A 15942-nucleotide genomic window follows, 5' to 3' on the forward strand; every position below is an offset into this window, starting at 1 on the left:
CTGCGGTTGAGTGGCGAGTTTGTGGGGCCTGAGGGGTCAGGCGATGAGCGCTTCGAGGGAGGCGCCCGCGTTGGTGTTCTGCGCCCCGGGGCAGCCCTGGCTGAGGTCGGTGGACCCCGGCTTGAGCCAGGGGCAGAACCGGCAGTTGGGCTTGTCGGGGATGGGGATGGCGGCCCAGTTCTCCGGGTGGAGGTCGGGTTCCAGATCCATGGCGCGCGCGCGGATGCGGTCCAGCCGGGCGAGTGCCTGCTCGGCGACGGTCCGGTCGTACGGCTCGGACCACACGTGGACCATGAGTTCGTGGTGCCGGGCGATGAAGGTGACGGCGACCCGGGCCGGCGGGTGGCCGGCGTTTTCCTGGCCGAGCCCGTACAGGTGGGCCTGGATGCGGTACTTCTCGCCAGGGCCCTGGCGCCGGTACTTGTCGTGGCTGGACTTGCCGACGAGCTTCCAGTCGTTGTTCAGCTGGGCGAGCCGGTCGTACAGATCCGAGCTGCCGGTGAGCGCGGCCGTGGCGATCGGGCTGTCGCGTACGGTGACGCGTTCTTCGATGCGGTACCGGGGTGTCCCGTCGGCCATGACCGTCTGTCGGGCTTCGAACTTCTCGGCCATCCACATGTGGAACCCGGTGCCGATGATCGCCGCGATCGGGTCGCGGTTGGTGTTGGTCTCCGGCCAGTCGAGCATCTTGTACGAGAGCTGCCGCTCGCACGGTTCCCCAACTTCGCTGGGGCCGATGGCCTTCTGCTGCGACCGGCCGGCGTTGGCGTCCGCGTCGATGATGAACTGCTCGATGCGCTCGGCCAGGACGGTGGAGTACTCGTCGTTCCCGGTGGCGGTCACGCGATCACCCCGCAGGCCTGCGCGGCTTCGTACAGGGCCCACCACATGGCGGCGCTGATGGGGATGGCGATGGCGCAGCCGCGTCCGGGGTTGGGCTGGTGGTCGTACGAGGCGCGGTCCTGGAGTTCGCGCTGCGACCGGCCGACACCGTCGGTGCGGGCGGGGCGGCGGGGGTTGTCGCCGAACGTGTCAGCCATGGCGGGGCTCCAGCGCGGCCGCGCTCAGCTCCACGAGGACCAGGCTCCAGCCGTCGGGCCAGTGGTCGATGACCAGCTGCGTCAGCCAGTTCGGGCGGTCCGCGTCCGGCCGGTAGCTCGCCGAAGGGTTGGCCGCGTGCCAGCCGTGCGTGCTGATCTCGTGGCCCGGCTGACCGGACTTCAGGCGGCGCGGCCCGTAGACCGCGACGTGCGCCCACCGGCGGTCCTCATCGGGCGTGGCGATGTGGCACAACCTCAGCTCCACGCGGTGCGGGATGACGATCCGTCCGGTGAACGGGTCGGTGAGGTCGGTGGCCCCGGACGCGGGGATCACGATGGTGATCTCGGTGCGGGTCTCGTACGTCTCGTGCTGCGTCATCGGGTGCCTCCGGTGCAGGTGCAGGCTTCGAAGATCAGGCGGCAGGTCGGGCAGGTGCCGGTCACGCGGCCCACCTGCCGTCCTGCTGGCGGGGGATGGTCAACCGGTCGGCGAGCATCCGCAGAGTGGTCGCCAGGTCCCGGGCGCGGCCCGGCGTCAGCGGCACCCGGGAGGAGCACCGGTCCGCCAGCGCGGCCACCAGCTCCTCGCGCGGGAGCACGAAGTCGTGCGGGCTGGTCAGCTCCGGGTCGGCCAGCTCGTGGAGCCGGTCCCACAGGGTGGTGTCGGCCGGGTCGAGGAGCGCGTCCACGAAGTCCCCGGCGGCGAGGCGGGTGAGGGCGTCCAGGCCGAGGACGACGGCGGTCGGGATGACCTCCACGTACACGGGGATGGGGCCGGTGGTGTGCGTCTGGTCGTCAGACATCAGTGGCCTCCGAGGTGGCGGTGCAGCAGCTCGGCGAGGTGAGCCAGCGGGTGGTGTCCGTTGAGGACGAGGACGAGGGCGATGGCGCACAGGGCGTACGCGGCGGTCGACCCGGCGACGATCTGCCAGCCGTTCACGAGGACACCGCCTCGTCGTCGTCGGCGTAGCTGTGGCCGGGGCACCAGACGTGCGGCCGGTCAGCCCACGGGTGCCCGTCGTGGTAGTCGTCGTAGCCGCACGGTCCGCGCGACGGCTCGGGCTCCTCGGGGAGGTCGCGGCCCAGCGCGTACGAGTGGTGCAACGGCCCGTCGTGCGGGTCCTCGACCGGGGTCGGACCCTCGGCCTCAGCGGCGTTGTCCGCCAACATCTGGGACGCTTCGAGCAGCGTGGTCTTCGCGCCCTCGCTGTAACGGGAGTACGCCATCGACGCCACGGACTCGGACGCCTCGCGCAGGGTCACGGCACGGGACGGCTGCGCCTCCAGCTCGGCGACCCGAGCCCGCAGCCGGGCGACCTCGGCCAGCAGCTCCGGTACCGCCGACCGCGCGTCCGCCATGAACGCCGCGTCAGCGTCCGACCGCGCCTGGTTCTCGATGTCGAGGGTCTCGCCGACCCACAGATCGATCATCAGAACGCCACCGAGCGTCCCGTAAATCTCCGCCCCGTCGCTCTGCCACGGGCCGGGCGTCGCCGCCTGCTCGCGGGCCCGGATCTCCTGCTCACGGTCCGGCGTCATCGGGACGGGCTTCGTGCCCACCGGCATCGGGAACGGGCCGTGCTCGGCAACCGCCTGCGCCAGCGCGTCATCCTGCGGGGCGCTCATGCCGCACCGCCGAACGGGACCAGCGCGCCGACGACCTCGATCAGCTCGGCTTCCCGCGCCCACACCCAGCGCGGCGTCACCGCCGGGTCGACCAGCTCCGGCACGAACAGCCGGCCACCGTCGGCGTCGGTCCCGGCCAGCTTCCACCGCGACCCCTGCTCGGCCGCCACGAACAACTGCGGCGCCGTCGGCGTCGGGATCGGCACGTCCACGTGGACCGTGCGCCGGTGACCGGCAGGCAGATCCGTGGGTTGGATACTCTGTACGGACACGATGTCCTCGTCTCTCTGAGTGGTGAGGGTGTCGTCGGGGTCGACCGGATGCACCCGGCGGCCCCGGTTTCATGAGGTGGATCAGGCGGACGCGGCGAGCTGCTGCTCGTCGGCCGCCATCCAGGCGCGGACCTTGTCCAGGTCGAAGCGCCGGCCCCGGAACTTCGTCGGCTCGACGGGGCAGCCGTCCTTGACCCACTCGTTGACCGTCCAGTTCGAGACTCCGTAGAGGGCCATGAGCTCGTCGGTCTTCAGGAGGGGAGCCACGCCGACGGGGCGGAGCGTCTTGGTGCGATCAGCCAGGGTCGCCATGGGGGGTAGACCTTTCAACTGTGTCGGTTGAAACTGTGGGCATGTCGAAGTGCTGCTGGAGCGGGTCCCCCAGCGCGGTGGCAACGAGCCACGCGGTGCGGAGTCGACAGCTGTCGGTGGCGCTCTTGCCTTGGCCGGTCACCTTGATGACCGTGCCGAGGCTGACGCCCTGTCCGCGTACGTCGACCGCCTTGGTGCGGGCGGCGAGGTCGGCTTGGGTGAGCCCGGTCCGCTTCATTGCGTCCCGTAGTGGCTTGCCCGCGCCCTTGCGGATCAGGTTGGTCATGTGTGCCTCACGCCAGGTGGTGTCTCTGCGGCCCGGTGTGCGCCGCCGTTGACACATTTCTACTGTGTGAGTGTCAGTGAGGTCAAGTGAGTCAGCGTGAGTTTCAGTGAGTTTCTTACCGAGATGACTGGCTAACGAACGCGTGTTCTAATAGCTGCATATGCCAGCGGCCACGGCGCGCGACGGGGAGGTCACGCGCCGCAGCGAGATCCCGCCATGCCTCTACTTTCACTTGCAAAAGTAGAAGATCAACGGGCACTCTTAGGGCCGTGGACACCCATGAGCAGCCGCCGGCCGAGGATCTCGCGCAGCTGATCGCCCGCCTCAAAGACACCTACGGTGTCAGCGACTCGGAGATCGCGCGCCGCGTCGGCGTCGCCCCTGCCACCGTCAACAGCTGGGTCCACCGCAAGCGCGGCACCGGCCGCGGCCCCCGCAAGGACACCTTGCGCGCACTCCACCGAGAGTTCCCCAGCTTCACCGAGGCCGAGATCTTCGCCGCCGCCGGCCGCGCAACCCCCGGCCCGCTCTCCACTGACGCACGCGAACGCATCCTGGCCCTGATCGAGGAACTCACCGAAGATCAGCAGGAGATGACCGAGGTACAGATCCGCGCCCTCGTCGAGCGCAACCGTTCGCTGCCCTCGTGAGTCTCCACTAAATGGACTTCGTCACTCCCTGTGCCTGACGGGGCGTCATCTTGCGTAACAATGGTCGCATTCTCAACAGCAGAGGGGTACGGTCGTTCGCACGGCCGCTGCCCTCCCCCAACGGCCGCGGGTCATCACTTCGCCTGCGTATCCGGGGGTTCACATGTGCGTCCGCATTCAGTTCTCCGCTCACTGCCCGGCCGATCCATGGGATACCGCCGCGCGCACCATCACACTCCCTGCCACCCTGCCCGCCGCCGGAACTGCCGTAGTCGTACGGGCGGTTCTCACGGAACTCGCCGTCGAGCAGCCCCCCGACGGGGCAGTCTGCTTCTGCGGGGCGCAGCTCCTGCCCCGCGTGCCCGAGCAGAGAACGAGCAGCGAGGTGATGTCCCGTGGCGCGTAAGCCAGCCACCAACCCCCGACAGAAGCGCAGCCGCACCTGCGGCTGCGTCCTATGTCTCGCCGACTACCCCGGCGACCGCACCCCCCGACGCGACTGCACCGGCCCCTGGCAGGCCCGCTACCGCGACCTCGAAGGAAAGCAGTGCGGCCCCACCTTCCCCTCCTACAAGGAGGCCAAGGCCCACCTGGACAAGGTCCGCACCCAGGTCCGCGAGGGGACGTACCAGGACCCCAAGCGCGGTGCGATCACCGTGGCCGAGTGGTACGCCATCTGGTGGCCCACGGTGAAGGTCAAGGCAGTGACGACCCGCAACCGAAAAGTGTCAGCGTGGAACGTTCACGTCGAACCGAAGTGGGGCCGGCGCAAGCTCAACAGCATCACGTGGATCCAGGTACAGGACTGGATCACCAACGAGGTGAAGGGCCACGCTACCCAGCGAAAGGCCCTGGAGCTGCTGCGCCACATGATGGCCGCCGCGATGCGCGACCGCCGAATCCAGGTGAACCCGACCGTCGACATCGAGGTGTCCGCCGCACCCGGGAAGCACCCCGATGACCTCATGCCGCCCACCCATGAGCAGTGCAACCTCATCCGCCAGCACATGCCCGACTACTACCGACCGCTGGTAGATTTCGCGGAAGAGACTGGGATGCGCTGGGGCGAATACACCGCGCTGAGGCTCTGCAACCTGAGCCTGCCGTTCGGCACGGTGAAGGTGAAGGAAGTGCTCACCGAGGACAACGGGAAGCTCCGGCGCAAGATGGCGCCAAAGACGGCGGCCGGCTTCCGTACCGTCCCCCTCACCCCGACAGCCATCGCGGCCGCGCAGGTGATGATCCATCTGTGGGAACCGGTGGCCACGGAGTCGGACATCGAGGACGGCGAGATGCACCCCGAGGAACTCGTCTTCCGCGGACCGCAGGGCGGGCTGCTCTCCCGGCACAACTTCCGGCGGAACTGGATCCCGGCCATCCAAGCTGCGGGGATCGCGCGCAAGGTGAAGAACCCGGAGACCGGCCGGCTGGAGTGGTGGCCGCGGGTGCACGATTTGCGGCACACATTCGCCACCCGGCTGAAGGACGCGGGCGTACCGGAGAAGGACGTCCAGGTCATCATGGGCCACGAGCGCGGGGGCAAGGTGACGTGGCTGTACCAGCACGCCGGGCCTGAGCTGGTTGAGGAAGTCCGTGCTGCTCTGGTGCGGGGTCGGCCGCTGCGTGCGGTGTCGTGACCTGCTAGGCCACGGGTGGGCCACGCGTAGGCCACACGACCCCCTCACTGAGACCGCACGAGCCTCACTGAGGCTCACTCGTCAGCCCGATTCGGCTCCACCGCCACACTCACGGCCCCTCACTGAGACTCACTGAGACGCGCAGAGCGTGCACTGTTTCTCCTAAAGCGGGTGTCGCAGGTTCGAATCCTGCCGGGGGCACAACGCGCCAAGGGCCAGTTCAGAGGTTTGATCCTCATGAACTGGCCCTTTCGGCCGTGCGTTCGGCTCTGGACGGACGGCAGCGGGGCCTGCCAGGATCCGGCTGTGAATGCGCCTTCGGTGTCCTCGAAGTTGAGCAGAGTCCTCGACCGGGTCGGGCTGATCCCGTCCTCACTGCTCCTGGCGACCGGCATCAGGGACTACCGCGACGGCGGGTCCATCGCCTGGCCGATCGGTGCCGCCTTCCTGCTGGTCGTCAGTCTCTGGGTGGTCTATCGCGGACTGCCCCAGCGGCGCGACACGAGCATCCGGGCGCTCCAGGAGTAGTAGCGGGAGCAGGCGCACGGTGTACGCAGCGCAGCCTCACCCCGCCCCGCACCACACGTCGTGGCCCCCGAGCGGCACCCTCAGGCCGCCTCCACGGACACTCGGCCGTTCCGGTCGAAGAGGAGCCACTCCAGCCACTCGGCCGTCACCCCGAGCTCTCTCGCCCAGGCGTGCATCGTGCTCACGTACACCGCGTACCTGGTCGGCCAATGGCTCACTCCCGCCGCCTCTCGGCTCGACCAGCCCAGCGCGTTCAGTGAGCGGAAGACGCGGACGTCGAGGATCAGAGCCCGGTCGGCATCGCGGCCCCGGTCGTCAACGGCCGCGAACCACTTGGTGAAGAAGGACCGCCCGACACCGTTGAGGGCGAACCGGGTGTAGGCCGCCTCCAAGCTTCCGCTTCGGACCGACGCGCGTGTGTCCCGCAGGACGTCCGCAAGGCGCGCGTCCGCGAGGGCGGCGGACGTGTAGCGCGGGCCACGGCCGTTGGTCGTGCCCGAGCCCCAGATCATGACGGCCACGAAGAGGTCGCGGAGGCCAGAGGGATCGTCTCCGACGTGCGACCGCAGTGCTGTCACGTCGTCCCGGCCGAGTTCCCGGTCTCCGCGTCGTCCGCTCGTGCTCTCCCTGCCGATGTCGAGGACGTGCCCTGCTCCGAAAGGCTCCAGCCAGGGACGCCAGGTGTTGGGGCGGAAGCGCACTGCGGCCTGGCTGTGCCGGGCGTTGGCGCCGACGAGTCTTCGCAGCTGTTCCAACGGGATTCCCTCCAACGGCTACGTCAAGCTGGCTCCTCAGTCTATGAGTTGGTGACCTGCGGGCCGCCCGCCCTACCTCCCGCAGACCTCATCCTTCCTCGGCAGCGTGCCCGTCGCCAGGTAGTCGTTGACCTTTCCGTCCACGCACGCGTTCCCGTACTCCCCGTACACCGCGTGACGGTTGGCGTTCTTGAGGGTGAGGAGCCTGGAGCTGGGGAGCTGGTTGTGGAGGGCGACGCTGCCTCCGTAGGTGGTGCGGGGGTCGCCGGTGGCGGCGACTATCAGGGACGGGGCGTCGTGGCGGATGCGGGTGGGTTGCTCGCGTGGGGCGTTCCAGAACGCGCACGGGCCGATGTTCTCGGTGAGCGGGCCGAACAGGGGGTGGGCGGCGCGGGAGCGTTCTATGTCGCGCCAGTAGAGCTCGGGGTTCCGTGGGGCCGGTACGTCGCCGCAGATGATCGCCATCTGGACGCTGCCGGAGGCCGAGTCCGCGCCGGTGGTCGCGAGGCGGAGGATCTCGGTGAACCCCGGTGACGGGACGACCCGTTCGTCCTTCGCCGCCTTGGACAGGGCGGAGACCTGCTCGGCCAGGAACGCCCGCGACGCGTCGGTGTCGTCGGCCAGACCCATGAAGAGGAGCGTCGGTATGTGGCCCTCGTCGAGCTGGAAGGCCTCCGGCTCGGTGCCGAGTGTGAGGGGGCTCCTTGCCGCCTCTGCCATGACTCCGTCGATGGTGGCGAGCACGGCGGTACGGGTGCGGCCCAAGTGGTACGTCGTGTGGTGGCCGGCCGCCCAGGCGGCCCAGGCGGAGAGTGCCTGCTCGTTCTCCGGTACCGCGTTCTTCATCAGCCGCGGCTCGTAGGCGCGCGGGTCGATCGCTCCGTCCAGGACCATCCGGTCGTAGCGGCCGGGAAACAGCTGGGTGTAGACCGTGCCCAGATACGTGCCGTACGAATAGCCGAGGTAGGAGATCTTCCGCTCGCCCAGCGCGCCCCGGATCACGTCCATGTCCCGGGCGGTGTTGCGTGTCGTGACGTGCGGGAGCACCGAGCCGTTGGTGGCGCGGCACTTGGCGGCCAGGCTCTTGCTCAGGGCCACATGGCGGTCGAAGCCCGCCCGGCCCGCGCCGGCCGAGAACCACGGGAAGCTGACCGGCCAGCCGCAGTCCAGCGGGGTGCTGCGGCCGACGAAGCGAGGGTCGAAGCCGATGATGTCGTAGCGGGCGCCCACCTTCTTCATCGCCTTGCGGATGACCGGCGGCGAGTCCACCGCCGTGCCGCCGGGGCCGCCGTTGTTGAGGAGGATCGCGCCGATGCGGTGACGGGTGTCGGTGGCCTTGAGCCGGGATATCGCGACCGTGATCGTGCGGCCCCGGGGAACGGCGTAGTCCAGCGGGACCGTGACGTTCGCGCACTGCACGCCCGCCTTGTCCAGGTCGCGGCCCGTCGTGTCGTCCGGGGACTGCATACACATGCCCCAGGACAGGCGCTGGTCGTAGTAGCGGCCGAGCCCCGCCTGCGACTGAGCCGTCGGCGTCTTCGCGGGTGCGGCCAGGGCCGGTGACGCGGTGAAACCTACGGCCATTGCCAGGCCCGCGGCAGCGGCGCCGCGGGCCGCCGGGCTGTGCGGGACCCTGATCTTCTCTGCGTATCTCATGCAACAGACGCTAGAAGTTCAGGCGTTCGCACTCACTACGGCTGGCACCCCCGTTTGCAGTGGGGCCAGCTCCCCCTGGACGCACGGACGTGACCCCGGGTCAGCCGGCCAGCAGCTCTCCGATCACCCACCACGCGTTCCGCGCCATCGCCGGGTTCGACTCCCGGTAGGCGGCGAGCTCCATCACCGCGATGGACAGGGCCCAGCCGCGCCCCCGCCGCCAGCTCGCGTCATCGGCCTCGACCGCCGTACGGAACGTCTGCCTCGCGGCCGCGGGCAGCAGGTACCACGCGGCGATCAGGTCGACCGCCGGGTCCGCCAGGCCCATGCAGGCGAAGTCGATCACCCCGGTGAGCCGGCCCTCCGCGACCAGCACGTTGCCCGGTTGGAGGTCCCCGTGCACCCACACCGGCGCCCCGGTGAAACCCGGCGCCGCCAGCGCGTCCTCCCAGGCGGCGGTGGCCGCTGCCGCGTCCAGGACGCCGTCCAGCCCGGCGATCACCTTGCGCGTCCGCTCGTCCCGGGAGGCCAGAGGCTCGGCGCGGTAGGCCGGCGGGCCGTCCGCCGTGTCCACCCGGCGCACCGCCAGGACGAACTCCGCCAGGTCGGCGGCGAACAGCTCCGGCGCCCACGTGCCGTCACCCGGCGTGGGGTTGTCGCCCTCCAGCCAGGTGCACACCGACCAGGCCCACGGGAGGCCCTCGGCCGGAGCTCCTTGGGCCAGCGGCGTCGGAACGGGCACCGGCAGCTGCGGTGCCAGCCGGGGCAGCCAGTGGTGCTCCGTCGCCACGTCCGCCGCGCTGCTCTCCGTACGCGGCAGCCGTACCGCCTTGTCCTCACCCAGGCGGTAGACGGAGTTGGCTGTTCCGCTCGCGTCCACCGCCCGCACCGGCAGGTCCGCCCAGTGCGGGAACTGTGCGGCGATCAGCGTGCGGACGAGCGTGGTCGAGTCGAGCGTGGTGGAGCCCGGCGTGGTGCCTTCCGGAGTGGTGGACTCCGGGGTCGCGGACTCCCGGGTCGTGGCGTCGTCTGTGGTGGCGTCCAGGCCGTACAAGGTCATTCCCGCACTGTGCCCCGTCGGGCGCCCACCACTCCGACCGGCGTACGCCGACCGCATCCGCGGCGACACCGCCTCAGCGGCACACCACCCTCATCTGCGCCGCCGCGTGATGCGCCCCCACCCGGTCCGCCGCGCCCCAGTCCCGGCCCCGGTCGACGAGCAGCACCGCGAACGTGTCGCCCTTGACCGGATAGTTGCCCACCTCGACCGGGCGGCCCCGGTGCTGGGTCTGGCGTACCGCGAACCCGGTGTACGCGGAGTACGCGTCGGTCGGGTCGGAGAGCACCCGGTACACCGTCGGGTCGCCCGCCACGTCCTGGGCGCGGCCCTCCGGCGCCGACGGCACGAACACCGTCAACGCGCACGCGCGGAAGCCCTCGCCGAGGTGCCAGGACCAGGTGGCGCTGGAGCCCCGGTCCTCGGTCGGGCTGCCGGACATCGGGACGGCGCTGAACCGGCCGTCGCAGCCGCCACCGGTGAAACCGCCGGAGGCGACCGCGTACCAGCCCGCCTCGCCGCGCTCGAAGCGCCCGTACTCCCGGTACTCCCCCGCCGTGCAGCCCGGCCCGGCCCATCCCGTGAAGCGGCGCCCGTCCGACCCGTCCGAGAGGTCCGACCCGTCCGAAGGGTCCGGAGCTCCCGAAGGATCCGCCGGACTCGACGGTTCCGCCGGGCTGGAAGGATCGGACGGTGGCGTATCGGTCGCCTCCTGACCCGGTCCGATCCGCGTCGGAGCCCCGCCGTCGATCCGGTCCGGCGGGCCCGGCAAGGCGCCCGCGCGGCCCGCCGCGTCCGCACGGCTCGTGCCGCCGCCCATGCTCCCGCCGCCCGACAGCAGCAGCGCGGCCACCGCCGCCAGGCCTCCGGCAGCCACCACAACTCCCGCCGCCAGCAAGGCCTTACGTCGCCGGGGCAGAGTGGAGACGCGGCCTGCCAGGGTCTCGTGCGCGACCCAGGAACCGTCGCCGGCCGCCGTCCGGGAACGGGCCGCTCCGCAGCCGGGACAGACCATCCCCGGGAGCGCGCCGCGCTGACCGCCGCAGTGTTCGCACCTCATGCCAGGACACCTTGCCAGGGCCGCGCCTCCAGAGGGAGGTTCCACGAATGATGGCCCGTACAAAGATCCTTGCGAGGGCCAGCGCAGAGCGCCGTACAGGGGTCAGTTCCGCAACGTCCTTGCACAACAGGCCCGTTCAGGCCGTGCACACGAGCCCGGTCCGGCTCAGCTGAGCTCCTCCGGGCACGGTGTTCCCGGCTGCAGCTGGTACGGGGCCGCCAGCCGGTACACGCCCGGCTTCGGAGCGAGGAGTTCGGTCCATTCGTCGCCGTACGGGCCCTCGTCCTCGATCTTGTTCAGACAGCCGTGGAGGTTGTCGAAGGTCTTGGGTGCCGTCTCGTCCTCCGCCGTCCGCAGCTTGGACTCCTCGGTCTCCTGCGGCCGCTCCAGGCTCTTGCCCTGCTCGTCGACGAGGCCGAGCCAGCGCGAGTACGGGATCCGGATCAGCACCCGGCCCGCCGACTCGACCCGGATCGTCAGCTCGTTCGCGCCCGCCTTCTCCACCGTGGCCGGCGGATCGGCGAGCGGAGTCGGCTCCAGGACCCGGTAGAGCTTCCAGTTCTCGTCGCTCCAGATCTCGCGGAGGTAGGAGAGCCCCTTCCCGACGAGCTCCGTCTCCCGCTCGGCCCCGCCGTCCGGCCTGCCGGTGGGCAGCACCACGTAGTGGACGGCCCAGCGGTCCAGCCACTGGCGGTAGTTGACCGCGTCCAGGGTGTCGTCGTAGAAGAGCGGGTTGCGCTTCATGTCGGCCTGCCGGTTCCAGCCGCGGGCCAGGTTGTACGTGGCCAGCGCCGATGCCTCCCGGTGGCTGCTCGCGGGGATCACCTCGACCCGGCCCCGCTCGGCCCCGACCTGCTGGAGCTGGTTGACCAGCGGAGCCAGCGAACGGGCCCAGGAGGCGTCCGGCGTGGTGCGGACGATGTCGTCGACGCCCTTGAAGCCGATCCAGAAGTTGAGCCCGGCGAACGCCAGCACCAGCGCGTACCAGCGGCGGCTGCGCGGCCTCGTGTACGGCAGCGCGGCGAGCAGCACGATCCCGGCGAACAGCATCGCCATGCGGGTCACGTTCGACCCGATCTGCGAGTCGACGAAGTAGGTGAGCACCGTGCCGAGGCCGTAGACGGCGGCCGCGGTGCGGACGGTGGACCAGTCGCGCGGTACGAGGACGAAGATCAGGACCGAGAAGACGAACGGCAGCGACACCGTTCCCAGCGACATCGGCTGCGTCCCGGAGAACGGGAAGAGCAGCGAGGACAGCGCCACCACGGCGACCGGCGCGAGCCCGATCGCGTACGCGCCGGGGCGCCGCTTGTGGAGGAAGAGCGCGGCCGCGACCACGCCGAGGAAGAGCCCGGCGACCGGGCTGGACGCGGTGGCCAGAGCGGCGAGCGGCGCGGCGACGGCCGCCTTGGCCCACCGCTTGTACCGCCAGCGGTGCGGCCAGCAGAAGACGGCGGCGACGGCGCCGACCGCGAACATCATGCCGAGCCCGAACGTCACCCGGCCCGACAGCGCGTTGCACAGATAGGCGAAGACGCCGGCGAGCGAGCAGGCCAGCGGATTGCGCACGGCCCGCACCCGGACCAGGATCAGCGCGGTCAGCCCCGCCGAGACCGTGCCGACGATCATCATCGTGGAGCGGACGCCGAGCACCGACATCAGATACGGCGAGACCACGCTGTACGAGACGGGGTGCATGCCGCCGTACCAGGCCAGGTTGTACGCCGTGCCCGGATGCCGGCCCACGAACTCGGCCCAGGCGTCCTGCGCCGCGATGTCGCCGCCGCTGTTGGCGAAGAAGAGGAACCACAGGACGTGGGTGATCGCCGCGGCCGCCGTGGCGATGGTGACGGGGTGGCGCAGCAGCCGCCTGGGCGGGGTGGTGGACGGCTCAGGAGTGGCGTTCCGCTCGGAGGCGGACGGAGGCTCCGGCGTACGAGGTGAGGGCAGCAGGACGCGCGGCGCGGCGCTGTCGCCGTCCGCGATCTTTCCGCTGGTGCTGTCCACGGTCTTCTCGGTGGCGCTGTCCGCCTCGCGGCCGGGTCTCGGCTCCGCGGTGGTCACTACGGCTCTCCCCGTCCTCCGGCGGCCCCGTACGCCTTTCAGGACGCATCCCGGCGTCCTTCAGTTGTCCGGGGACGCTAACACGTACCTCCGACACATACCCCTGACACCGGGACGGGGTGAGCGACGCCGCTCACCCCGTCCCGCGCCTGCTCCCCTACCGCTGTCCGCTCAGCCGGTCCCGGTCAGCCGATCCTGCTCAGCCGGTCCCGGTCAGCCGACTCCGTTCAGCCGATCCTGGTCAGCTTGTCGCCGAAGGCCGGCTCGGTCAGGTCGCCCTGCAGCACCACCGGTGCCGTCACCTTTCCGGTGCCCGTGCCCACGGTGACCATGCCGACCTCGCTGCCGGCCTTCGCGGAGTGCGCGATGCCCTTGCCGTTGTCGGTCACCTTGAGCTCGACCTTCAGTCCGGGCCAGCCGACCGCCTTGAGGTTCTTCGTCGCTATGACCGGAGTCTGTGCGCCGAAACCGTTGTCCACGTATCCGACCACGTCACCCTTCTTCACGACCGTGGCGGAGGTAGGAGCCTTCTGCGCGCCCTTGATCAGCTTCAGGCTGTTCTGCAGGGACAGCTCCAGGCTGTCGTAGACCCGGCCCGTACCGGCCTGCTGGCCCATGACCGCTCCGTAGATCCACAGCATCCTGCCGTCGACCACGGTGTTCGCGGACCAGAGCAGGTTGCCGCCCGCCGGCGTGGAGGAACCGGTCTTGATGCCGCTCACACCGGGCTGCAGGAGCAGGTTGTTGTTGTTGTAGATCTTGCCGTCTATGCCCTTGATCTCGACCTCGGGCATGTCCACGATCTTCCGGAACACGTCGTTCTTCATGACCGCCTGGGCCAGCTCGAGCTGGTCGGCCGCGGTGGAGACGGTGGCCTTGTCGAGCCCGCTCGGGTCCGTGTACGTCGAATTGGTCATCCCGAGGTCCTTGGCCGCGTCGTTCATCTTGTCGACGAACGCGTCCTCGCTCCCGGCGTCCCAGCGCGCGAGCAGCCGCGCCGCGTTGTTGCCGGAAGGGATCATCAGCAGCTGGAGCATCTCGCGCTGGCTGAGCTTCTGGCCGTTGGTGAGCGGGGCCACCGACTCGTCCGCGTTCTTGGACTCGTCCTCGGCCTTCTGGTCGGCGGTGATCGTCTCGCCCACCTCGTCACCCTTGAGCGGGTGCTCCTTGAGGATCACGTAGGCGGTCATGACCTTGGCGACGCTGGCGATGGGCGCCGGCTTCTGCGCCCCTTCCGAACCGAGCGACCCGACGCCGTCCACCATCACCGCCGACTGGCCCTGGCCGGGCCAGGACAGCTCGGTCTCGCCGCCTTCGAAGGTGTACGTCGGCTTCGCCGTGAGCTCCAGGGCCGGGTCCGGCAGCGGGCGCATCACCTGCACGATCGCAAAGACGATCAGCAGGAGGAGAAGCAGCGGGGTCCAGATCTTGACCCGCCGGACCGCCGTACGGACCGGGGTCTCGGCCGGCGGCGGCGTGTTCGTCAGCTCGGCGAGCAGGTCGAGCGGCGGCTTGGGCGGCAGCGGCTGCTGCCGGGTCCGCTCGGCGGCGGCCCAGGCGGGGACGGCGGGAGTGGAGGCCGGGGTCTGGGCCTGGGTGGCTGGTGCGGCTTCTTGCCTGCCTGCCGGCGTCTCGGTCTCCGACTCGGGCTTCGGCGCGCGGGGCGCGGGGGTCGGCCGTACGTCGTCGGAGCGCAGGGGCACGAAGGTGCTGGTGCGCTCGGCGGCGGTCTCGGGCTTGTCCTGCCCGGCCTTGTCCTGCCCGGCCTTGCCCTGCTCGGGCTTGTCCTGAGCCTTTTCCGGATCGTCCGGCTTCGGCTCAGCGGCGGTGCCGGAGCCGTCCCGGGCCTTGTCGCCCGCGGCCTTCAGCGCCTGGAGCTCCTGCGGCGAGAGCTTCAGCGCGGTCGTCGGCTGGTCGACCCGCTTGGGGGGCGCGACGGCCTTGAAGACGGCCGTGGGCTGATCGATTCCTCGCAGGTCGGAGCCGGTGTCGTCGGGGCCGGTGCCGGAGTCGTCGGCGTCGGGCTCCGGGTCGGCCGCGGGTTCCGGCTTGTCGGCTTCGCTCGCGGTCCCGGCTGCGGCCTCCGGCTCCTCGACGGAATCGGGCTCGTCGGCAGGCCTGGCCTCGGCTCCGGACGTGGGCTCGATCTCGGCCTCGGCCTCGGACTTCGAGTCGGCGGCTGCCTCGGGCTCGCGATCGGCCTCGGGTTCGGGTTCGGCGGCGGCCTCGGGATCAGGAGCGGCTTCAGCGACGGGCCCGGCGTCGGCGGCAGCCTCGGCATCCGCTGCCGACTGGCTCTTCACCTCGTCCTCCGTCGCACCCCTCGCCTCATCCTTCGACGGCCCCTCGGCCTCGTCCTCGGCCGCCACGTCGACCCACGCCGCCACAGCAGCGCGCAGCCGTACGTCACCGGCCTCCGGCTTCTCCGCAGCGGCGTCGTCCGTACCGTCCGCATCGCTCTCAGAGGCCTCCGCGGCCGCGTCAGGGCCCTTGGAGTCCTTGGCGCCGCCCGAGGGCCCCGCAGAGTCCTGTGCGGGCTTCTGGGCCGTTACAGCGCCCTCAGGAGCCTCCTCGCGGGAACCGGCCGTCCCGCGCCCCGCCTCGTCCTCCGGAAGCCGCGGCCGGAAGACAGCCGTGGCCGTATCCGGCTTCACCTCGTCGGCAGCCGCATCCGTATCCGTATCCGTAGCCGTATCCACGGACTCATCCACGTCCGCACCGGGTTCGCGGAACACCGCGAAGCGCGGGTCGCGTTCCTCCGCAGCCGTCCCCGACGACTTCCGCTGCTCCGTTTTGTCGGGGGACTCGCCCGCCACCGATGCCTCCTCATGCGCCGCGGGGCAACCCCCGCGCTGTCCGAACCATCTACCAGTGTCCTGTGTGAACCCCTGGCCGAGCTGCTAGACGAGAACGACATACCTACTGGTTCCCGTACAAAGCAGTCAGGCGCTCTCGACAGATGAATGTGAGAGGGGTCACCCTGTCAGACATCCACGCGG

18 protein-coding genes are annotated in these 15942 nt (G+C 70.5%); 3 read left to right on the plus strand and 15 right to left on the minus strand.

Going from position 1 to position 15942, the window contains the following annotated elements:
- Positions 1–36: 36 nt before the first annotated feature.
- The 9 genes from ABZ267_RS18750 to ABZ267_RS18790 form a co-directional block, all read right to left on the minus strand.
- Complete coding sequence (locus ABZ267_RS18750; RefSeq protein ID WP_356746618.1) at positions 37–843, minus strand: hypothetical protein; 807 nt, start codon at positions 841–843, stop codon at positions 37–39.
- On the minus strand, positions 840–1040 hold the full coding sequence (locus ABZ267_RS18755; RefSeq protein WP_356746619.1) for a hypothetical protein: 201 nt from the start codon (positions 1038–1040) through the stop codon (positions 840–842). Before ABZ267_RS18755 ends, ABZ267_RS18750 begins: the two co-directional genes overlap by 4 nt.
- Positions 1033–1419, minus strand: a complete 387-nt coding sequence (locus ABZ267_RS18760; protein ID WP_356363315.1) for a hypothetical protein — start codon at positions 1417–1419, stop codon at positions 1033–1035. The genes ABZ267_RS18755 and ABZ267_RS18760 overlap by 8 nt, the downstream gene beginning before the upstream one ends.
- 61 nt (positions 1420–1480) lie before the next feature.
- A complete protein-coding gene (locus ABZ267_RS18765; RefSeq protein WP_356363318.1) occupies positions 1481–1843 on the minus strand; it encodes a hypothetical protein in 363 nt (120 codons plus the stop codon).
- Positions 1843–1980: a hypothetical protein gene (locus ABZ267_RS18770; protein ID WP_356363321.1), complete on the minus strand. Its 138-nt coding sequence runs from the start codon at positions 1978–1980 to the stop codon at positions 1843–1845. The genes ABZ267_RS18765 and ABZ267_RS18770 overlap by 1 nt, the downstream gene beginning before the upstream one ends.
- The gene (locus ABZ267_RS18775; protein ID WP_356363323.1) at positions 1977–2666 is read right to left on the minus strand and encodes a hypothetical protein; all 690 of its coding nucleotides are present in this window, start codon (positions 2664–2666) and stop codon (positions 1977–1979) included. Before ABZ267_RS18775 ends, ABZ267_RS18770 begins: the two co-directional genes overlap by 4 nt.
- Positions 2663–2878, minus strand: a complete 216-nt coding sequence (locus ABZ267_RS18780) for a hypothetical protein (protein ID WP_356363326.1) — start codon at positions 2876–2878, stop codon at positions 2663–2665. Before ABZ267_RS18780 ends, ABZ267_RS18775 begins: the two co-directional genes overlap by 4 nt.
- Positions 2879–3019: 141 nt before the next feature.
- The gene (locus ABZ267_RS18785; RefSeq protein WP_356363329.1) at positions 3020–3250 is read right to left on the minus strand and encodes a hypothetical protein; all 231 of its coding nucleotides are present in this window, start codon (positions 3248–3250) and stop codon (positions 3020–3022) included.
- Positions 3234–3536, minus strand: a complete 303-nt coding sequence (locus tag ABZ267_RS18790; RefSeq protein ID WP_356746620.1) for a helix-turn-helix transcriptional regulator — start codon at positions 3534–3536, stop codon at positions 3234–3236. Before ABZ267_RS18790 ends, ABZ267_RS18785 begins: the two co-directional genes overlap by 17 nt.
- A 269-nt stretch (positions 3537–3805) precedes the next feature.
- Between ABZ267_RS18790 and ABZ267_RS18795 the strand changes: the two genes are divergently transcribed.
- From ABZ267_RS18795 to ABZ267_RS18805, 3 genes are all read left to right on the plus strand, one after another.
- Positions 3806–4186: a helix-turn-helix domain-containing protein gene (locus ABZ267_RS18795; RefSeq protein WP_356746621.1), complete on the plus strand. Its 381-nt coding sequence runs from the start codon at positions 3806–3808 to the stop codon at positions 4184–4186.
- 395 nt (positions 4187–4581) lie between these two features.
- Positions 4582–5823: a site-specific integrase gene (locus tag ABZ267_RS18800; RefSeq protein WP_356363269.1), complete on the plus strand. Its 1242-nt coding sequence runs from the start codon at positions 4582–4584 to the stop codon at positions 5821–5823.
- A gap of 321 nt (positions 5824–6144) precedes the next feature.
- A complete protein-coding gene (locus tag ABZ267_RS18805) occupies positions 6145–6351 on the plus strand; it encodes a hypothetical protein (protein ID WP_356746622.1) in 207 nt (68 codons plus the stop codon).
- 80 nt (positions 6352–6431) lie between these two features.
- Here ABZ267_RS18805 and ABZ267_RS18810 read toward each other — a convergent pair whose 3' ends face one another.
- From ABZ267_RS18810 to ABZ267_RS18835, 6 genes are all read right to left on the minus strand, one after another.
- On the minus strand, positions 6432–7106 hold the full coding sequence (locus ABZ267_RS18810; RefSeq protein ID WP_356746623.1) for a hypothetical protein: 675 nt from the start codon (positions 7104–7106) through the stop codon (positions 6432–6434).
- 72 nt (positions 7107–7178) lie between these two features.
- The gene (locus tag ABZ267_RS18815) at positions 7179–8762 is read right to left on the minus strand and encodes an alpha/beta hydrolase (RefSeq protein ID WP_356746624.1); all 1584 of its coding nucleotides are present in this window, start codon (positions 8760–8762) and stop codon (positions 7179–7181) included.
- Between the two features lie 100 nt (positions 8763–8862).
- Positions 8863–9822: an aminoglycoside phosphotransferase family protein gene (locus ABZ267_RS18820; protein ID WP_356746625.1), complete on the minus strand. Its 960-nt coding sequence runs from the start codon at positions 9820–9822 to the stop codon at positions 8863–8865.
- A gap of 73 nt (positions 9823–9895) precedes the next feature.
- The gene (locus ABZ267_RS18825; RefSeq protein ID WP_356746626.1) at positions 9896–10879 is read right to left on the minus strand and encodes an adhesin; all 984 of its coding nucleotides are present in this window, start codon (positions 10877–10879) and stop codon (positions 9896–9898) included.
- Between the two features lie 165 nt (positions 10880–11044).
- Positions 11045–12943 carry an MFS transporter gene (locus ABZ267_RS18830; RefSeq protein WP_356746627.1) on the minus strand — a complete coding sequence of 633 codons (1899 nt, stop codon included), beginning with the start codon at positions 12941–12943 and terminating at the stop codon, positions 11045–11047.
- Between the two features lie 227 nt (positions 12944–13170).
- On the minus strand, positions 13171–15759 hold the full coding sequence (locus tag ABZ267_RS18835; RefSeq protein ID WP_356746628.1) for a serine hydrolase: 2589 nt from the start codon (positions 15757–15759) through the stop codon (positions 13171–13173).
- Between the last annotated feature and the right edge of the window lie 183 nt (positions 15760–15942).

The sequence above is a fragment of the Streptomyces sp. NPDC006174 genome (assembly GCF_040614075.1).
Lineage (GTDB): Bacteria > Actinomycetota > Actinomycetes > Streptomycetales > Streptomycetaceae > Streptomyces.

What these genes read in the sequence shown, in the direction of transcription:
- ABZ267_RS18755 (WP_356746619.1), bottom strand. Translation starts at nt 1,040, where the DNA reads ATGGCTGACACGTTCGGCGACAACCCCCGCCGCCCCGCCCGCACCGAC.
- ABZ267_RS18760 (WP_356363315.1), bottom strand. Translation starts at nt 1,419, where the DNA reads ATGACGCAGCACGAGACGTACGAGACCCGCACCGAGATCACCATCGTG.
- ABZ267_RS18765 (WP_356363318.1), bottom strand. Translation starts at nt 1,843, where the DNA reads ATGTCTGACGACCAGACGCACACCACCGGCCCCATCCCCGTGTACGTG.
- ABZ267_RS18775 (WP_356363323.1), bottom strand. Translation starts at nt 2,666, where the DNA reads ATGAGCGCCCCGCAGGATGACGCGCTGGCGCAGGCGGTTGCCGAGCAC.
- ABZ267_RS18785 (WP_356363329.1), bottom strand. Translation starts at nt 3,250, where the DNA reads ATGGCGACCCTGGCTGATCGCACCAAGACGCTCCGCCCCGTCGGCGTG.
- ABZ267_RS18790 (WP_356746620.1), bottom strand. Translation starts at nt 3,536, where the DNA reads ATGACCAACCTGATCCGCAAGGGCGCGGGCAAGCCACTACGGGACGCA.
- ABZ267_RS18815 (WP_356746624.1), bottom strand. Translation starts at nt 8,762, where the DNA reads ATGAGATACGCAGAGAAGATCAGGGTCCCGCACAGCCCGGCGGCCCGC.
- ABZ267_RS18820 (WP_356746625.1), bottom strand. Translation starts at nt 9,822, where the DNA reads ATGACCTTGTACGGCCTGGACGCCACCACAGACGACGCCACGACCCGG.
- ABZ267_RS18825 (WP_356746626.1), bottom strand. Translation starts at nt 10,879, where the DNA reads ATGAGGTGCGAACACTGCGGCGGTCAGCGCGGCGCGCTCCCGGGGATG.